9 protein-coding genes and 1 pseudogene are annotated in these 16,098 nt (G+C 52.2%); 3 read left to right on the top strand and 7 right to left on the bottom strand.

The features are described 5' to 3' along the window. Nucleotides 1-375: 375 nt before the first annotated feature. Nucleotides 376-531, top strand: a complete 156-nt coding sequence (locus WC600_13130) for a hypothetical protein (protein MFA4903673.1) — start codon at nucleotides 376-378, stop codon at nucleotides 529-531. Between the two features lie 224 nt (nucleotides 532-755). Here WC600_13130 and WC600_13135 read toward each other — a convergent pair whose 3' ends face one another. Continuing rightward, nucleotides 756-1,325 (bottom strand): hypothetical protein, encoded by a 570-nt coding sequence (locus WC600_13135; protein ID MFA4903674.1) that lies wholly within the window; start codon nucleotides 1,323-1,325, stop codon nucleotides 756-758. Nucleotides 1,326-1,610: 285 nt separating this feature from the next. Between WC600_13135 and WC600_13140 the strand changes: the two genes are divergently transcribed. Next, nucleotides 1,611-2,525 carry a HAMP domain-containing sensor histidine kinase gene (locus WC600_13140; protein ID MFA4903675.1) on the top strand — a complete coding sequence of 305 codons (915 nt, stop codon included), beginning with the start codon at nucleotides 1,611-1,613 and terminating at the stop codon, nucleotides 2,523-2,525. A gap of 177 nt (nucleotides 2,526-2,702) precedes the next feature. On the opposite strand, the pseudogene WC600_13145 reads toward WC600_13140, so the two are convergent. The 6 genes and pseudogenes from WC600_13145 to WC600_13170 all read right to left on the bottom strand — a co-directional run bounded on the left by WC600_13145 (nucleotide 2,703) and on the right by WC600_13170 (nucleotide 14,582). Further along, nucleotides 2,703-3,653: pseudogene (locus tag WC600_13145) on the bottom strand (M48 family metalloprotease). Nucleotides 3,654-3,906: 253 nt separating this feature from the next. Next, nucleotides 3,907-4,539 (bottom strand): hypothetical protein, encoded by a 633-nt coding sequence (locus WC600_13150; GenBank protein MFA4903676.1) that lies wholly within the window; start codon nucleotides 4,537-4,539, stop codon nucleotides 3,907-3,909. A gap of 19 nt (nucleotides 4,540-4,558) precedes the next feature. Beyond that, nucleotides 4,559-8,611, bottom strand: coding sequence for a tetratricopeptide repeat protein (locus tag WC600_13155; protein MFA4903677.1), 4,053 nt, complete (start codon nucleotides 8,609-8,611; stop codon nucleotides 4,559-4,561). Continuing rightward, nucleotides 8,604-10,127: a glycosyltransferase gene (locus WC600_13160; GenBank protein ID MFA4903678.1), complete on the bottom strand. Its 1,524-nt coding sequence runs from the start codon at nucleotides 10,125-10,127 to the stop codon at nucleotides 8,604-8,606. The genes WC600_13155 and WC600_13160 overlap by 8 nt, the downstream gene beginning before the upstream one ends. Before the next feature lie 534 nt (nucleotides 10,128-10,661). After that, nucleotides 10,662-11,453, bottom strand: a complete 792-nt coding sequence (gene elyC, locus WC600_13165) for an envelope biogenesis factor ElyC (GenBank protein MFA4903679.1) — start codon at nucleotides 11,451-11,453, stop codon at nucleotides 10,662-10,664. Between the two features lie 213 nt (nucleotides 11,454-11,666). Further along, entirely contained in the window at nucleotides 11,667-14,582 is a 2,916-nt protein-coding gene (locus tag WC600_13170) for a PocR ligand-binding domain-containing protein (GenBank protein MFA4903680.1), read from the bottom strand. Nucleotides 14,583-15,206: 624 nt separating this feature from the next. Here WC600_13170 and WC600_13175 point away from each other — a divergent pair. Continuing rightward, nucleotides 15,207-15,911, top strand: coding sequence for a hypothetical protein (locus WC600_13175; GenBank protein ID MFA4903681.1), 705 nt, complete (start codon nucleotides 15,207-15,209; stop codon nucleotides 15,909-15,911). Nucleotides 15,912-16,098: the final 187 nt, after the last annotated feature.

Raw genomic sequence — 16,098 nt, forward strand, 5'->3', positions numbered from 1 at the left:
GGGATAAGATGAATTTTTGAGAAAGATGCTTGTGACGGCTATAGCGTTTGCCAAAAGTTTTTTCCTTTTATTCCCCTCTCCCATTGTGGGAGAGGGTTAGGGTGAGGGGGGATTAGAAAATCCTTTGGCAACGGGTATAAGTCTATACTTTCCCTTCGATTCCATTCCTTAAGTAATTACTTCAGGGAGTCGCTGAGACCGCTTACAGGCTCAAATCCTCTTATTTTGAATTCAAGCAATTTCCATTAATGCTGATAACTTACTTAAATAACAGATAATTATAAGATGACGGGTCGGACTGGCATAAAGAATTATTTCAGCCAGGATCTTCGGCCCGGCCTTTGCATAATTTATGGATAAAGGGAGGTAAGAGACATGGTGAGCTTGTGGTGGGGCGGCGCAGTTGTTCTGACGATTGCAGGAGCGTTGCTTTATTGGGGAGCCCGGGTGTTCGAGGTGGAAAGTTTCTATATCGACAGCAGCGCAATGTTGGGACTGGCCCTGGTCCTGGTGGGTTTGGCCCAGATCTGATCCCGCTTCGCTTTCCCAGATATTCCTTTCTAACTACCAGCCATGCCGGGTGGGGAGAGTAAGCCAGCTTAAACAAACAGATAGGATGACTCAGCCATCTAAAGATTATTCGAAGTCCCGGACGCTTGTAAGCCCCTCGGGCGACCCTGACGGAGCCTGCCGAAATAATCTCATGGCAGCAGGTACCGGCGCCACTGGTTACTGGCAATTCCGTCCTCGGGTCATCACACCCGGGGCTTGCCCCAGATCTCCAGGACGGAGAGCTGCATGAACCGTTTGGACGCCGCGCTCTTGATGATGGCAACGGTGTCCCAGCCCCTGGCGGTGCCGCCGATGGCCACCACTTCTTCGCCTTCGGGAATGAGGCCCGCATCCACTGCCTCCATGACGATCTCGCAACACACCTTGAGCCCCTGTCCCAGGCGCCGCAAGGTATTGGCGATGAGCAAGGTGGGGGCGCTGCCCTTGAATTGGTCCGCCAGGCTCGCTTCCAGGGAATGGGTGAGAATGGTAGCCTTAAGGACCTTGCCCCCCAGATGGGTGATTTCTTGGTAGTGCTCGTCCCTAAACTCGTCGATATTCGGCCCCTTGAAGCCGACGGAGTGCCCCACTACCACCAGGTTGACGTCTTTGCCCTGCAGGCGCCGGGCAGCCTGGACCCCAGAATCTCCGGTGGTGGAGGCCACTACCAGATGACGAAACTTTTCAGCCACGGCCTTTTCCATCAAGTCCAAACAGGCCGCAGTGTTTTGCGGGCCTACACCCCGGAAGTACCACGCCTCTCTTTTAATCATGGGTTTCTCCTCAAAGATAATTGCTGTGCTAAGTGTACCAAATGATCGATAAACTTGGACAAAAAAACCCTGGCAGAGTCAATCTTCAGCGTGATACAGCCCTCCCCAATAATCCATATCCCCCAGCCATCTTCCCTTTGCCTTTGATCCCCATGGCCTGTCAAGACGGTTTCATGTTATTTGCAGGTTTGCCGATAAGAATATTTAAGAAAGAGCCAAGGGGCCCTGTGAAGGAAGAAGCCCTGGGGAGGGCCGAGGTTAAGCCGTTTTCTGTTTGGTGAACTTATGAAAAATCCCATTGATAGCCTGAGAGCCTGTGAATCTCTTGACGGCAGAATAGGTCCGAGCCCCGGCTCCGAGGCCTCATCACAACATGGGCACTCTATTGTTTTATCATCTTTGCCCGCAGATTATTCCGGAGAGGATGAAGCCCTGGAACGGAGCTTCAAAGAATTGGTGCGTTACTATCGCCACTCCAGCGTAGGGCGCCGCTGTCTGGGCATCGTTCACCAGATGAATACTCCGCTGCAGGTCCTCTCCTTCCAGCTGGACCTTTTGGAGCAGAAAGCCCGGGAAGAACTGGAGCTTCTCAGCGAATCTTCCCTGTCCAGCGCCGAAAAGCTGGAGACTCTGCATCTCTACCGCCAGGAAAAATTTCGCCAACTACGGAATGAACTGGAAAAGCTGCAAAACTTTACTCGAAGCCTGGCTCTTCAAGGGATGCATGAGGACACCCGGGAGAAGTCTCACCTGGATCTCAATCAGGTCTGTGGGCAGGAACTTGAACTCTATCTGTCTAACCCGATTTTCAAACACCGGATTACCAGAGAATTTCACTTCGGGGATGGCCTGCCTCTAATCTATGGACACTATATCGATTTTAGTCAGAGTTTCCGGAATCTCATCGATAATGCCCTGGAAGCTATGGAAGGATTGGAGCACTGCCACTTGACGGTGGTCACAGCCTGCCTGGATAGACGATTTATGGTGCGCATCGGTGACACCGGGGTAGGGATCCTGCCCGAACAATTACCCTGGATCTTCGAACCCTACTTCACTACCAAGCGAACCGCTGTCGGGCCCCGGGCCGGCCTGGGGTTGTTCATGGTCCGCCGACTCCTGGCTCCCTACAATGCCGAAATTCGAGTGGACAGCCTCCCGGGTGCGACTTGGCTGACCCTCTCGATTCCGCTGGTTTAAGCTAAGAGGCGCAGGAGAATCTTCCTCCATGGCAGGCGCCGGCGCCGTTGCGGGAGCTTTGCCGGCAACGGGCTCGATCATCTGAGGTGGTGGCCGGCGGTTCAAATCCGCGGTTTGCAGGAAGACGTCCGCGGCCCGGCCGGCTTTGAAGTATTGAGCCACGAGTTGCAAACGGGCCAGGCGCTCCAAGGGCGGCGGGTGGTCATCCAAGAAATAGGTTCTTTGAAAAGGGTCATGATAGTTAACTCCAGCCATTCTCTCCCAAATGGCTGCCCCCTTCTCGATATTATAGCCGGCCTGAAAAGCATACCAGGCCCCATAAATATCTGCTTCCCGCTCATTATCCTTGGAAAAGACGCTTACTACCGCATTTTGGGACACCCGTCGCACGTCCGGCGACACCATGGCATGCCGCCAGTCCATGAGGCGGTTGAGGGATAACGTACTAAACGCGGTAAAGGCCTCCCCCACAAATTGTCCCAGTTCCCTGTGCAGTGCGCCTCGAACGAGGTGACCTTGGGTCTGATGAGCTAGTTCATGGCCCACAACTAAGGCCAGCTCATCGTCATTCAGACAGAAACTTACCAGGCGCTGGCTTAGAATGACTTGTCCGGGAGCGGCACAGGCATTAATAGTTCTGTCCTTTGTATTTACCAGAATGGCGTATTCCGCCGGTAAAAGTTGAGGATAAAGCACTTTCGTAAATTTTTGATCATCACGCCTAATCAAAAGTTCCACCGGTCCGGTAAGGTAGCGCCCCCTGGCTTCCAGGTTGATATGCTTGAGGTCTAACATCATAGCAGGTAAGAGCTCCCCAGGAAGAGCCATCTTGACCATTCGTTGAATACTACTGGATCCGGAACGCTGAGAACTAGATAGTGGGAGGAAAAAGAGAAAATTCTTGAAAAAGTTGCGTGTCGTATTGATGGCTTCATCCCACGCCACCGCCTCGGTGGGAATGGGCCAGTTATTCACCGCCAGGATAATATCCCCCTGCTTCAAATTGGCATCCCGGGCCGGAGAGGGGTACCAGACCTGATCCACCACCACCTGGCCAGTGGCCGTGACCCACCAGTTAAAACCCAAGAAGGGATAGGTGCGGCCCTGAGTCTGGGGTAGCCACGGCATCAGACGGAGAAAGACCCGAGCGGCACGCTCAGATGACCATGAGGCATATGGGTGGCGTTTGGCGACGGCCAACTGAGCCGCCTCCACGTGGTGAGCCGTGGGGGTTGGCTGCGTCACCTCGGCACACCCGCCCAGGCTCAGAAGACCAAGGGCCAGAAAGACGATGAGCCTCAATTTGAAAATGTCTTGGGGACGGGGATATCCAGCCCAATATTCTCTGGCAAGGTCATCAGACCCGGAAGAAACCGTCACTTCATGAATCCCCTGTGAGCAAATTGGTTATCTCAGCTGGAGTCGGTTTTCTCACTTGAGACTGCTCCCGTGAGTAAACCCGAGCTGTTTTAGACTCAGAACCAAAGCCCACATGATAAGAAGGACCAAGACCAAAATACTGAAAAATCGCAGTAAGACTCTGGAAGATATAATATAATTTTGAAAATGATGAATTGATTAATCTATAAAAAGGTATACGGTAAACAAAATTTGATTTTTTATTTAACACTCTTTTATAACTAGTTCCCTTCCGTATTACTTTGCAGGTTTTATTTCGAGGTAATTTGGGCAATTCATTTTCTAAAATATTTTTTATCAAGGTTTTGGAAGAAGGTATATTAGTTAATGCCTTGGGAGTCGATATTGTGGCGAAAATATCATAATCATATTTAGCTTCACAGTTTTCACATAGGACAAAACTTTTTAGATAAGTCTTATATGTAATATTGAATAGGTTTAAATCTCTAGCCCCGATGGGTGGAATTTTCGGAGTTTTAAACTCAACGGTAAAGCTTTTTGTCAATATATTCATGGTGTTGCCGCAATATGCGCATCTTTGATAGTAATCACATTTATTATTACGCAAATCTTTCAAATAATTCCAACTATTCATCTTAAGCTTTCCTTCCTCCTTAAAAGCGCCAGCGGAACGAGACCCCGGCGGTAAGGAGTCGATAGTTGTCCACCCATTCCCGAAAATAGAAGGCATGTACATCCATGTAAAAATTCTGAACAAATTCCCATTCCAGGGCAGCCAACCCTTGGAGGGACGGACCCCAATCCCCATGCTCGCCCACGGCTTGCACCGTTCCCTGGAGGATCAAGGTGGGGAGGCGGAAGATTTGCTTGTCGAAGTTCACCCCGATACCGATGGCATTATAGATCTTGGGGCTGAAATAGGCTTCGTGCCGCTGGCTATAGGATGTCAGGAAATAGTGCGGGTTAAACTCCAGGTGCATCCGAGGTTGTCGCACGGCCTGCCAATTTAAGCCCTGGTATAAGGTCAAGCGCTGGTTATGATCGGAATAGAAGGCGCCCCCAACAAAGCCCCGCCAGTCCAAGCCCGGGCGAAATTGGTGATTATATGAGAGGTCCACCTGCTGATACGTGGTGATTTGAGCCTCCGTGAGATTGATAACCGATTGGTAAAGGCGGGGAAACAGGTAAGAATCCTGGTCAAAGATATCCCGGCGGCTGTACCGTAACGTGGCATCGGTACGGGGTCCGGCGGCGAACGCCAGTTCCAGGGTTCCCATGAGGCGGTTCTTATGGTCTTTTGAAGTAAAAGAATAAGATTTAGTAAGATCTTCTGATAAAAAAGATGTTGTAGGAACGGGAATTGGGAATGGAAATGGCCTTAATGCAGGGGTAGTAGTCAATGTCGACCGAACTTGTCCGGTTTGGACTACATGAAAATCGTCCCGCTTCCAATAACGGCGCAAAATAATTTCCCCGCTAAGCTTCAGGCGATCATGTGCCGCCAGAGGCCCCAGCCCCAAGGAAACTTCGGCCCGGCGTAAGCGGCTAGACGCATCGGTTCCTTGGGAGAATACCGGGTTTAACCCTAAATCAAGCTGACCATACTTGACGTTCTGGTTGTTCTGATTGTATTCCCGGTATTCGATCCCCAATTGGGCCGGCAGCACTTTGGTGATCCAAAAGCTGCCGCCAACCCGCACAACCCCGCCGTAGAGCTTGTTGCTGTCGGTGAAATAGAGGGCTTCGGGTTGGACGATGGGCAGGAAATCAGAGACAAAGGCCGGCAGATAATTGCTGAGTCCCAAACCCTGGGGCTCCCGGTTAAAGCGGGAGAATTGCCAGGGACGCTGGGCCTCTTCGGGATGGCGTTCTCCCCGGTTGCCGGGAAAGCCCCGGGAGGCCAACTGCGGCCTCATCTGCTGGCGAACATCCTCCAATTCGTTAAGTAACTCGATATCCTGGGGTGTATCCTGCAAGGCCAGAGCAAAATCCTTATGGGCCGCCCCCCAATTGCCTTGAGAGCGGGCTGCCCGGGCCCGGGCCACCTTGGCGCCCTGGGAATCTGGTTTCATGGCGATGATTTCCTGGTAGACCGCGGCCGCCCCTTTATCCCCCATGCCTTCCAGATTTCTGGCCTTTTCCATGAGGTAGTCTTCCCGAGGAACCTTGCCGTCCAACTGGGCAAGGGTTGTCTGAGCCTCCGGAAAGTTTTGTTCTCCCCGGCAAGCCCGGACCAATAGGAGAAGCCCCTGGGCATAACCCGGAGAATCCGCCGGGATTTTGGCCACCGCGGCCTTGACTCCCTCATATTGATGGCGCATGAGATAAACTTTGGCCATCTCCAGAGGCGCGCCGGGATTGTTCGGGTCTTTCTCCATGAGGCTCAGGGCCTGGCCCCAATTCTTCTGGGACATCTGGCATGCCAGGAGACGCTTGGCGATCGATTGATCGTGTGGCCGAAGTCTTAAAGCCCGCTCGTAATAGCGGACTGCAGCGGCCTGGTCTTCCAATTCCATGGCCAGAGCCGCCAGCCCTAAAAGCTCCCCGGGACTATCCGGACGCCGGTGGTTGCCATATTCCCGGAGGACATTCTGCAGATAATTGAGTTTGCCAGCCTGTCGCCCCAGTTGTCCGGAAAAATAGCCCAGGGCCGCGACCTGTTCCGGACCTCCCACCTTGATCCCGGGCAACCGATTCATCACCCGGTTCAGGTCCTCATAGCGCGGCAGCCGGGGTAAGACTGAGGTCAAGATCAGCAGGGAGGCCTGATGGGAGCGGTTCTTCCAGAGATTCTCGGTGAGTAAGTCCACGGCCCGATAGAGATTTTTGGGGTCAGTGGAATGGGCATAACATCGGGCCACCAGAGCTCGCTCATCCTGGCTCAACTTAGGTAACGGCTCCAGTTCCTTCTGGGCCAGAATCAGGGCCTTGGGAAAATCCCTAATTTCCAGGTAGGCTTCGATGGCCGCCACGCGCACCACCGGTTCCTGTGGTTGCTCCATGCGCAGGCGGTTCAGAAGCTCCAGGGCTTCGGAACCCCGCCCCAGATAGGTCAAAACCCGGGCCTTTTCCAGACGGGCGACGCGATCCTCGGGAGCCTTCTTGAGGAAAAGATCATATCTACTCAAGGCTTCTTGCAGGTTGCCCAACCAAAGGTAGAGATGGGCCTGCTCCCGGAGAAGGGCCGAGTCCTCAGGAGTGGAGCATTCCTGCAATTCCGTGGCCGCCTGATCCCATTTCCTCTCTTCCAGGAGGAGACTAATGCGCCGCAGGCGTAGATTGACGTCATCTTTGATTTTTAGAGCTTCGCCGTACTGGTTCAAGGCATCATTCCGCGTTTCGCGCTTGAACGATAGGATTTCGGCCAATTGGCGCCTCACCTCCACGTCCTGGGGATTTTGTTCCAGATACGTGGAAAAGTAATGGGCCGCCTGGCTCCAGTGCTTCTGATAGAATTGGAGTTGCCCGGAAAAGAGCAGCAGTTTCGGATCCTTGGAGTTTTGATTGCGCAATGGCTCAATCATTTCCAAGGCATCCTGATAACGGTGGGCGTAGGAATAAGTCAAGGCCGCTTCCCACCGTAGCTCGCCCCTGATGAGCTGTCGCCGGGAAGCTTCATCCCACATACCCGCGGCCGCTTTAAAACGTTGCTTCCGGGCGTAGAGGCGGGCTAGATTGATGACGGTTTCCTGGTGAGTATCTCCAGCCACCCAGGCCTGGTGGTATTCTTTCTGGGCCTTGTCGAAATCCCCGATGAGGAGCAACTCCAAGGCGTACCAGCGCCGTAATTCCAGATCGGGTTGTTGCCGCATTAGAGGGGCCAAAACCCCTGCGGCTTCCGCATGGTTACCTTTTTGGGCCCAGATCCGGGCGAGGGCCAGGGCATATTCCTTCTGGCCCCGATTGCGGGCATAGAGCCAGAGATACTGATTCAAAGCTCGGTCAGTATCATGGGCGGCATCTGCGGCTTTAGCAGCCTCCAGGCGCAACGCTGAATCTCCCGCGCCCTTTTCCAGCAAGCGCTGGTAAATATCACTGGAGGCTTGATAGTCCCGCTTCCAATAATGCAGGAGGGCCAGGAAGTGGAGGGCTTCGGCGTCCTCAGGGAACTCGGTCACCTCCTCTTCCTGAAGGGCGATGGCCTCTTTATACTGGTCTTGCGACGCCAACAGTTTCACCAGCAGCCGCCGCACCTGGGGGTCGTGGTCCAATCCGTAAAGGCGCTGATAATACGTGACCGCCTGAGGATAATACTTCTCATGACGGGCCGCGATGCCGGCTGCGGACCCCAGGATGTTCCGATCATCCGGCTGGCGCTGAAGGTACAAGGCCAGTGCGTCCAACGCCGCTTGGGTCTCCCCCAGCCGCTCCAAGGCCTGGGCCTGAATCGTCAAGGCGCCGGGCCCGGGGTTCCGATCCATCATCTGGCGGGAAATCTCCAGGGCCGCCTTAACTTGTCCGGCATCAAGATAAATCCGGCTCAAAAGAATGCCGTTTTCTGAACTATCCGGGTCCCGGGTCCAAGCCTTCCGGGCCAGTTCCATGGCGCGAGCCTGATCGCCCTGGCCCGCCGCCTCCTGGGCCGCACGGTATAAAGATTGCTTGGACCTCCAGAAGTCATGGTCCTGACTCCAGGCGAGCCAAAAGATTGCCCCTAAGAAAAACAGGGGCAGCAACCATACCAGCAAGCGACCTTTGCTAACCATAAACCCGCTTGGGATCCATGGCGGGAAGCCACCTAGGTCTGATCATGACCGCCAGCACCAGATCCCCCAAAATCCAAATAATTGCGGCAGAAAACACGGCGTTGAAAAAAACCAGCCGGGGCTCACACCATCCCCTTAAGAGAGCCACTACCGGCAGGCTCAGGTGCAGGAAAATGAACCCAAGATGCGGAGCCAATTGCCACCACGGACTGACATGAGTAAGAGACCCGGCATTGTTGACCCGGTAAGCGGGCTTGCGACCGGGTGGATAGAGCAGGGCCGCAAGGATGGCCAGCGTATGCACCGGAAACAGGCTGCAGAGCATTTTGAACTGCCTGAGCGGTTCTTTGCCAAAAAAGAGATAACGGAACATCAGGATAGTGCTCAGAAGATAGACGCCGCGCAAGACCCCATAGGCCAGTTCGTCGCCGATAATGCAGGACTGGCCGCGACAGTAAACGACCAGCGGAATGGTGTAAAACAAAGGGAATACAAGTCCACTGGCCAAATAACTCACCATAATAAAAAGAAAATGTGTCTTTTGCAGCCAGGACAGACCGGATTTGAAGAGGGGATTGTCCCAGAAGAAGAGGCGCATGGTGTCCAGGCACCATTGGAAACGCTGGCGATAGACCCCACCCAGGGTCATAGGCGCCAGGCCTCGGGAGAGGGGGTAAGGATAGTAAACTCCTTTCCAGCCCCGGCTAACCAATTCATAAGAAGAGGTGAAATCTTCCACAAGGTTCCAGGAAGAGAACCCCCCCATCTCCTGGAGGGCCTGGCGGCGATACACCACCCCGGAACCACAAGAAATCACGGCGTTGGCCTGGTCATTGTGTAACTGGATAGTTTCGTAAAAGACCTTATCACTGTTGTAATACGGATCACCTTCGGGCAAGAAAAAAGCCTGCTTGCTTTGGACATAGCCCACTTGCGGCCGATGGAAAATACCTGCCAGCCGATCCAGGATCTCCGGACTTGGCACCTGGTCGGCGTCCAGGACCAGAATCAAATCGCCGCGACTCTGGCTCAGACCGAAATTAAGGTTGCCGCTTTTGGCATCCTGGCGGGGCGCCCCTGCTTGAGCGCGGGAAAGGTACTGAAATCCACAAGAGTGGGCCAGGGCGGCCACTGCCGGGGACGCGGCATCATCTAAAACGTAAACTTCCAGAGGCCGGTAGTTAATCTGCTGAACCGCCCGGAGCGTGGTGGTGATGACTTCCAGGGGTTCGCCACAGCAGGGAACGAAAATATCCACGGAAAAATTGCCGTGGCCCTTCGGGTCTTCCGGGCGATTTGGCTGAAGGAACCAGGTGCTGTAACACAAGAGGCAGAGGAGGAGATAGGACAGGATCTCAGCCAGAAAGAACGAGATATCCAGCGCGGCGCGGCTGAGGAACACCAGTCTACCTAGCCAGCCCAGATAGGCCAGCCCTACGGATAAGGCAATCAGGGAGAAGAGCCTGGCCCAGTGACGGTATGCAAGGTGCTCCAGGCCGGAACCAGGTTCATTCATAGCCGAATGCAGGGGAGGGGTTCCCCATCGCAAACGGGGATTCTCACCCATCGCCAGAACCCCCGTTCACACCGGCCGGACTTGGACTTTAGCGTTCCATCGGCTGTGATGTTTCATAAATATTCCCTCCCTGGAATGTTGCATGTTGAATCATGATGGCGGAAGGAGTCCGGAAGCCTTTTACACCAATGGATTATTGGTATACTTTTTTTCAATTTAATTCAACTTAATAAATACTATATTCTCTTATTAATTAAGCTTCTTCGAACTATATTGACATTTGTCTCATACCCTCATAATCAACAGCTTTCTTATCCTAACGTAGCTAATTTATACTATATAGATTATTGTATATTATTTTTACTTTAATTTAATTGATTTAACTGGTATTTAGTGCATAGTAATCCCTACTTATTGTGCAGGACGCTACTAGAGGGGAGTAGAACTATGGCAGGGAGAAGGAAATTTTCGGCCAGGTACCTGCGGGTTGAAAATATCACATCCGGGCGAGGCAGTGAATTCGGTCCAGATTCCTTAAACTGAACCGCGCAGCCAAGCCCAGGCCAGCCCCAGGTACTCGTGCCAGGCGGATTCCACCTGCCCCAAGTGCCCGGCTTTGGGAAAAAACCTGCTCGCATCATGCCCCTGGGCTTCCTTGACCAGATAATCGGCCGGGGCCGGGATGGGCTGTAGGCCGTGCTTTTTAAACAAGGCCACGGACCGCGGCATATGGGCGGCGGAGGTGACCAGAATAATTTTTTGAGCGCCCACCATTTTGGCGATCAGGACAGCTTCTTCCTCTGTGTCCCGGGAGTTCCGCTCCAACGTGATATCTTCTAGCTTTACCCCGAGGAGCACGGCAATCCGGGCCATCACGTCGGCCTCCGGGACAGGATCATAAACTCCCCTGCCGGAGAGCAGCAGCTTGCTTCCCGGGATGGCTTTATAGAGACGCACCCCCTCCACAACGCGCCCCAGGGCCGCTTGGCTGATTTGGCTATTCACCGGTAGCCGGGGGTCAGATACGTGCCCGCCTCCCAGTACTACAATCCATTTGGGAGAAGCGGCATCAGCACTCCCCTGCCAGGACATATTCTCAGGATGTAAGAGCGCGGGAAAGCGCCCTTCCAGGGGCGTCAAGAGTTTTGCAGACATGAACGATAAGCTCAGCAGGAGCAGGAACATAGTGCCCAGGGTCACCACTATCTTCCCCAAGCGCTGCATCCTGGTGGCCCAGAGGCAAAATAATCCCAGGACCAAAATCTCCAGGCCGATGGAAACCGGATTAAGGAACTGAGACACGATTTTTTTCACCATGAAGATCATCGGAATTCTCCGCTAAGTTTATACGAGTTTCCCTCAAGAATTTATTGATTCAAGAGGGACGTTGGAATAATATTACAACAATTCCTTCCCTTCATCCAGGCAGGTCTTCAACTAAGCAGTGACTGGGGACGGGGTTGTGTTCCTGGGGCAGAGGAATTTGGCAGATGAAATTTTCTTAACTTTTTTGGGGGCTGCGGGGGAAGAGGTAAAGTGTTAGTCGAACTTAAAACCTTTCTCTTTGAACAACGTTATACATGCCGCCGCTACCTCAGGGTCGTACAACGTGCCCTTATTCCTGGTGATTTCTGCCAGGGCCTCCCCTATCCCCAGCGAAGGCCGGTACGGCCGATGAGAAGCCATAGCCTCCACCACATCGGCTAGCGCCAGGATGCGAGCCTCCAGGCAGATGTCCGAGCCAGTCAAACCCGCCGGATAACCGGAGCCGTCTAAGCGCTCATGGTGTTGCAGCACTATCGCAGCTACGGGCCATGGAAAGTCTATATTCCGCAAGATATCGCACCCTACCTGAGAATGGGTTTTAATGATATTGAATTCATACTTATTAAGTTGGCCGGGCCTATTGAGAATCTCCGCCGGCACCACGATTTTACCGATATCATGAAGGAAACCAGCCGCGTGCAGCCCTGCAATACGGTCCGCATCAAGACCCATTTCTGCCGCGATGGCGCAGGCCAGTCGGGTGACCCCCCTCTGGTGGCCGGCGGTATAAGGGTCGCGCATTTCCAGGATGGCCGCGATAGTTTCCACAGTCTGTTGCATCATGGCCTGCAAACGCTTCAGGCTCTCCGCCAGCCCTTGAGCCAGGCGTAGAGATCTAATCCCCACCGCGATGTCCCCGGCCACCTGGTTCAAGAAGCTGATTTCTTCCTCCATGAAGGCATCGGGGACTCCGGAATACACTTTCAAAATACCGATCACTTCGTCTTCGTGAATTAAGGGCAGGGATATGCTGGATTGATAACCCCGGTCCAAGGCTTCCTGACGCCAGGGGTTTGGAGCTGGGTCCGTGGCAATGCATTGCCTGATAAAAGGTCTTGCGGTTCTGATGGCATCACCCGTGGGTCCCCTGCCCGGGTCCGAATCATCCCACCTCACTTTGATGGTGGCAAGATAGCCCTCTTCCACCCCGGCCCAGGCCACGGGAGTCACCTCAAAGCTGTCCGGTCTGACCAAACCGATCCAGGCGCATCGGACATAGGGTATCCGGCTCAGACGATCACAGGTGTCTTGAAAAAGCTGAGGCTCACTCTTGACGCGGAGCAGATCCTCATTGATCTCCGTAATGGTTTTGAGCAAAATATTTAAATCATCGATCCTTTCTTCGGTGCGTTTCCGTTCGGAGATGTCGAACAACACCCCGTTGATATAAAGGATTCTCCCTTCCGGGTTACAGACAATATGGCTGCGCTCTTGAATCCAGAGGGTTTTGTCATCCCTGGTCTTGATCCGATACTCCCTGACATATGACTTGTCTGTCTTTAAAGCCAGAAGAAATTTTTCCTTGGCTCGGGATATATCTTCCTCGTGGATCAGATCCACCCACTTCAGGCTCCGGGAGTTGAACTCTCCCTGTGTATAACCAGTGAGCTGCTCGACTTGATCATCAAAAAGATTAACCGCCCCATCGGCATTTCCCAGAAAGACCACCGCCGGCAGATTACTTATCAATAATCGGAATTTTTCTTCACTGGCGCGCAGGGCAGCTTCGCCCTGCCGGCGAGCCGTCATGTCCCGTGCCACACTGAGGATCAATCTGCGATCGTCCAGGTCCATGAGACGGGCATGAATCTCCACTGGCATAATAGAATGATCTTTGCGAAAGTGAGCCGAGTCAAAGATGATCTCCCCTTTTTGCAGCAATTCCTCAACGAGCCGGGCGCGTTCCACCATAAACTCTTGAGGAGTCAGCTGCGCGATATCACCTGCCAGCAGTTCCTCCTTCTCATAGCCCCGGGACTTATAAGCCGCTTCATTAATGTAAATTAACCGGCCATCCAGATCATGCAAGAAAATGGAATCACTGGCGCCATCCAAGAGCTTTTCCTTTAACTTTAGTTCTGCTTCGGCCCGTTTATGCTCGGTGGTGTCCAGGGCCAAAATGGCCAGTTCTTCGATCTCCCCGGCCTCATTGGGTATCGGACGAAAATAGTTTTCATAACATCTCCCGCCATGACAATCCATAAAACGAACCAGTTCCTTGGTCCGTAAGGCTTTATGCAACTGCTCCCTTCTTTTCTTAGCCACCTCCGGGGGCAACAGATCAAATACATTAACCCCCACGGTGTCCTTAATTTTTTTCCCCAGTCTTCGAGCCGCTACCTCATTGATGGCCAGGATGACTCCTTCGCGGTCCAGGAGCAGCACTGTCTCCGGAGTGGCGTCCAGGAGGGCTCTTAAAGTTTCCCGGCTTTTCAGAAGGGCTCCTCCCACCTTTTTTCGCTCGGCGATTTCCTCCTCCAGTTGGGTGGCAGTCTTTTTATATTCAAGATTAGTGAGCCCTTGCTCGACGATCATAACGGCAAGTTCGCTCAGCAGGGATAAGACTTCTTTAAATCGGGCCTCACTGACCACCGGCACCTTGCTTAAGGCTTCCAGATACTTATCCTGATCATAGCCAAAAACTTGCGCCTGCTTCTTAAATTGATCGTAGTCTGGCTCTTCAAAAAATACCTGTCCAGTAAATAGGTTAGCCAGATGCTTGCCTTTAATGATGATGGGTGTGGCCCCATCAATCAGGCCGTGGTTACATTTCCGGACATTTAATTCATGCAAGGCCATTAATTCTTCGGTCAGGGAAGCATCGCTGTGCTTACAATGTCGAAATGATTCCGGGACAACCCGATGGAAATTGGTACAAATATCTTGCCAACTGGTGGCAATGAGGACATCCTGAGACGGGTGGGCAATTAAGGCAAAAGGAAAACCGGTGACCAAAGAGAATTTTATAAAGATTTCTCTTAACCGGTCGATATCCACCAAATCCTGGATGGAGTATTTCCCGTCAAGGAGATCGGGAGCCACAGGATTTGCAAAATCCGGCGGGATAATTGTTGCTAATTTTCCCGCTCGCTTGGTGAGTTTGGTTCTGGGTCTGTCGACTTCTGTCATCCTAATATTTCCTCAAGTAATACCCCAACGAGCACTATCAACTATATATTTGAAGGTCGCTTTTACGGCCTCGCGTGGACCAGGGAGCGATTTACTCTTTAAAAAACTTCACCCACGAACGCCATACTGATTTTTCAAATAGACCTCGTTCCTTTTAAAGCCGATTGGAACAATTATAGTATCGGGTTATTAGAACGATTTGATTAATTTTTTAATGAAGCTGCAAAAAATTAGGGCTGATTTTTATCTGGCAACAATTGGTTTTAGTTGCAGACCGGCGGCCCTCACGGTGAAGCCACCACCAGGTCATCAGGCCATGAAATTATGATGGTATTAGCGTCAACTTACTGATATAAGCGGAAATAAAAAAGCGCGTTTTCAACGTTTCGATATTGCTGAAGGCTGGCTGGCAGGGTTGATTTGGCAGATTATAGCGTTTGCCAAAAGTTTCCTCCAATTCTCCTCTCCCCTTGTGGGAGAGGGTAGGGTGAGGGGTTAATAAGAAAAAACTTTTGGCATGAGTATAAGCCGCGTAATCGAGCCATCATGCCGAGGTGGCATTTTTGACGTCATCGAAAGTGCCACAAGGGCATCGCTTATTCTGTTTAAGGGGTTAGATCAAGGATGAATCAACCTATTTCCATAAGTCTTTTTAATGTTTTTCTCATGATGGTCATTATTGCCGGCTCCATCGGTCTCAGCATCGCCGTCATGGTCATTTTATTGCGCAAGCGTCATAGTCAGGCGGTGAAATTTGACCCGATGCACATTTCCGAATTGATCAAACTGATCGTTTCTGTTGCTTCCTTCATTATGGTGTGCATCACGCTTATTTTGCTGGTATACCAAAATCGCACTATCGTGCTGCAAACCAGATATAGTTGGCAATCAGTAGAGAGCAATGTCTTTGGTATTGTCACGAATCAGACCTTGGCAGAAGATCAGATGTTTGTAAATGCCCCCGAGTTAAGGCCATATTTTTACGATGGCAAGCTCATTACCACTTCCGACCCCCTCGCTGAAAAGGTTAAAGCCACCGCTGAGTACCTGCTGGATTATTTTGACTCTCAAACAACCCAGTTAGCAAAATATCCCAATCTCTGGCGCAGCGAAAAAGATGCCTGGGAAGCAAACATCGTCGATCAGTTTGCCTGGAGTCCGGTCTTATGCTGGTACCTGGAGATGAATAAGACCTGGTGGAGTGATGAACTGTACTCTTTAATGGGAAAAGGAGAAGAAAAGCGGAAAAAAGGCCATAAGCAACAACCTCCATTCGATCCAGTTAAAAATCGCGACGAAATACAGCCAAACAATATCATGAGGCGATAATCGCTGGTGCATTACATCTCGCAGTTTTAATTATTATGAAGCAGGTCTATGAGCCCTCGGCCCAATCTACCAACTGGAGCTTGGGGGTAACCATGCAAGGAGGTGGTTAACGGGGAAATTTGGCCCGGGCCGCACCTCCCCTCGGCAGCGCTCTTTTCCTTCCTCCGGCGCAGCGTTTGCCGACCCT

The organism is Desulfobaccales bacterium (genome assembly GCA_041648175.1).
Taxonomy (GTDB): Bacteria; Desulfobacterota; Desulfobaccia; order Desulfobaccales; family 0-14-0-80-60-11; genus 0-14-0-80-60-11.

Excerpts from the sequence above, each read along its gene's own strand:
- WC600_13135 (MFA4903674.1), bottom strand. The coding sequence starts at position 1,325 with ATGATTAAAAGAGAGGCGTGGTACTTCCGGGGTGTAGGCCCGCAAAAC.
- WC600_13155 (MFA4903677.1), bottom strand. The coding sequence starts at position 8,611 with ATGGTTAGCAAAGGTCGCTTGCTGGTATGGTTGCTGCCCCTGTTTTTC.
- WC600_13140 (MFA4903675.1), top strand. The coding sequence starts at position 1,611 with ATGAAAAATCCCATTGATAGCCTGAGAGCCTGTGAATCTCTTGACGGC.
- WC600_13130 (MFA4903673.1), top strand. The coding sequence starts at position 376 with ATGGTGAGCTTGTGGTGGGGCGGCGCAGTTGTTCTGACGATTGCAGGA.
- WC600_13170 (MFA4903680.1), bottom strand. The coding sequence starts at position 14,582 with ATGACAGAAGTCGACAGACCCAGAACCAAACTCACCAAGCGAGCGGGA.
- WC600_13150 (MFA4903676.1), bottom strand. The coding sequence starts at position 4,539 with ATGAATAGTTGGAATTATTTGAAAGATTTGCGTAATAATAAATGTGAT.
- WC600_13175 (MFA4903681.1), top strand. The coding sequence starts at position 15,207 with ATGAATCAACCTATTTCCATAAGTCTTTTTAATGTTTTTCTCATGATG.
- elyC (MFA4903679.1), bottom strand. The coding sequence starts at position 11,453 with ATGATCTTCATGGTGAAAAAAATCGTGTCTCAGTTCCTTAATCCGGTT.
- WC600_13160 (MFA4903678.1), bottom strand. The coding sequence starts at position 10,127 with ATGAATGAACCTGGTTCCGGCCTGGAGCACCTTGCATACCGTCACTGG.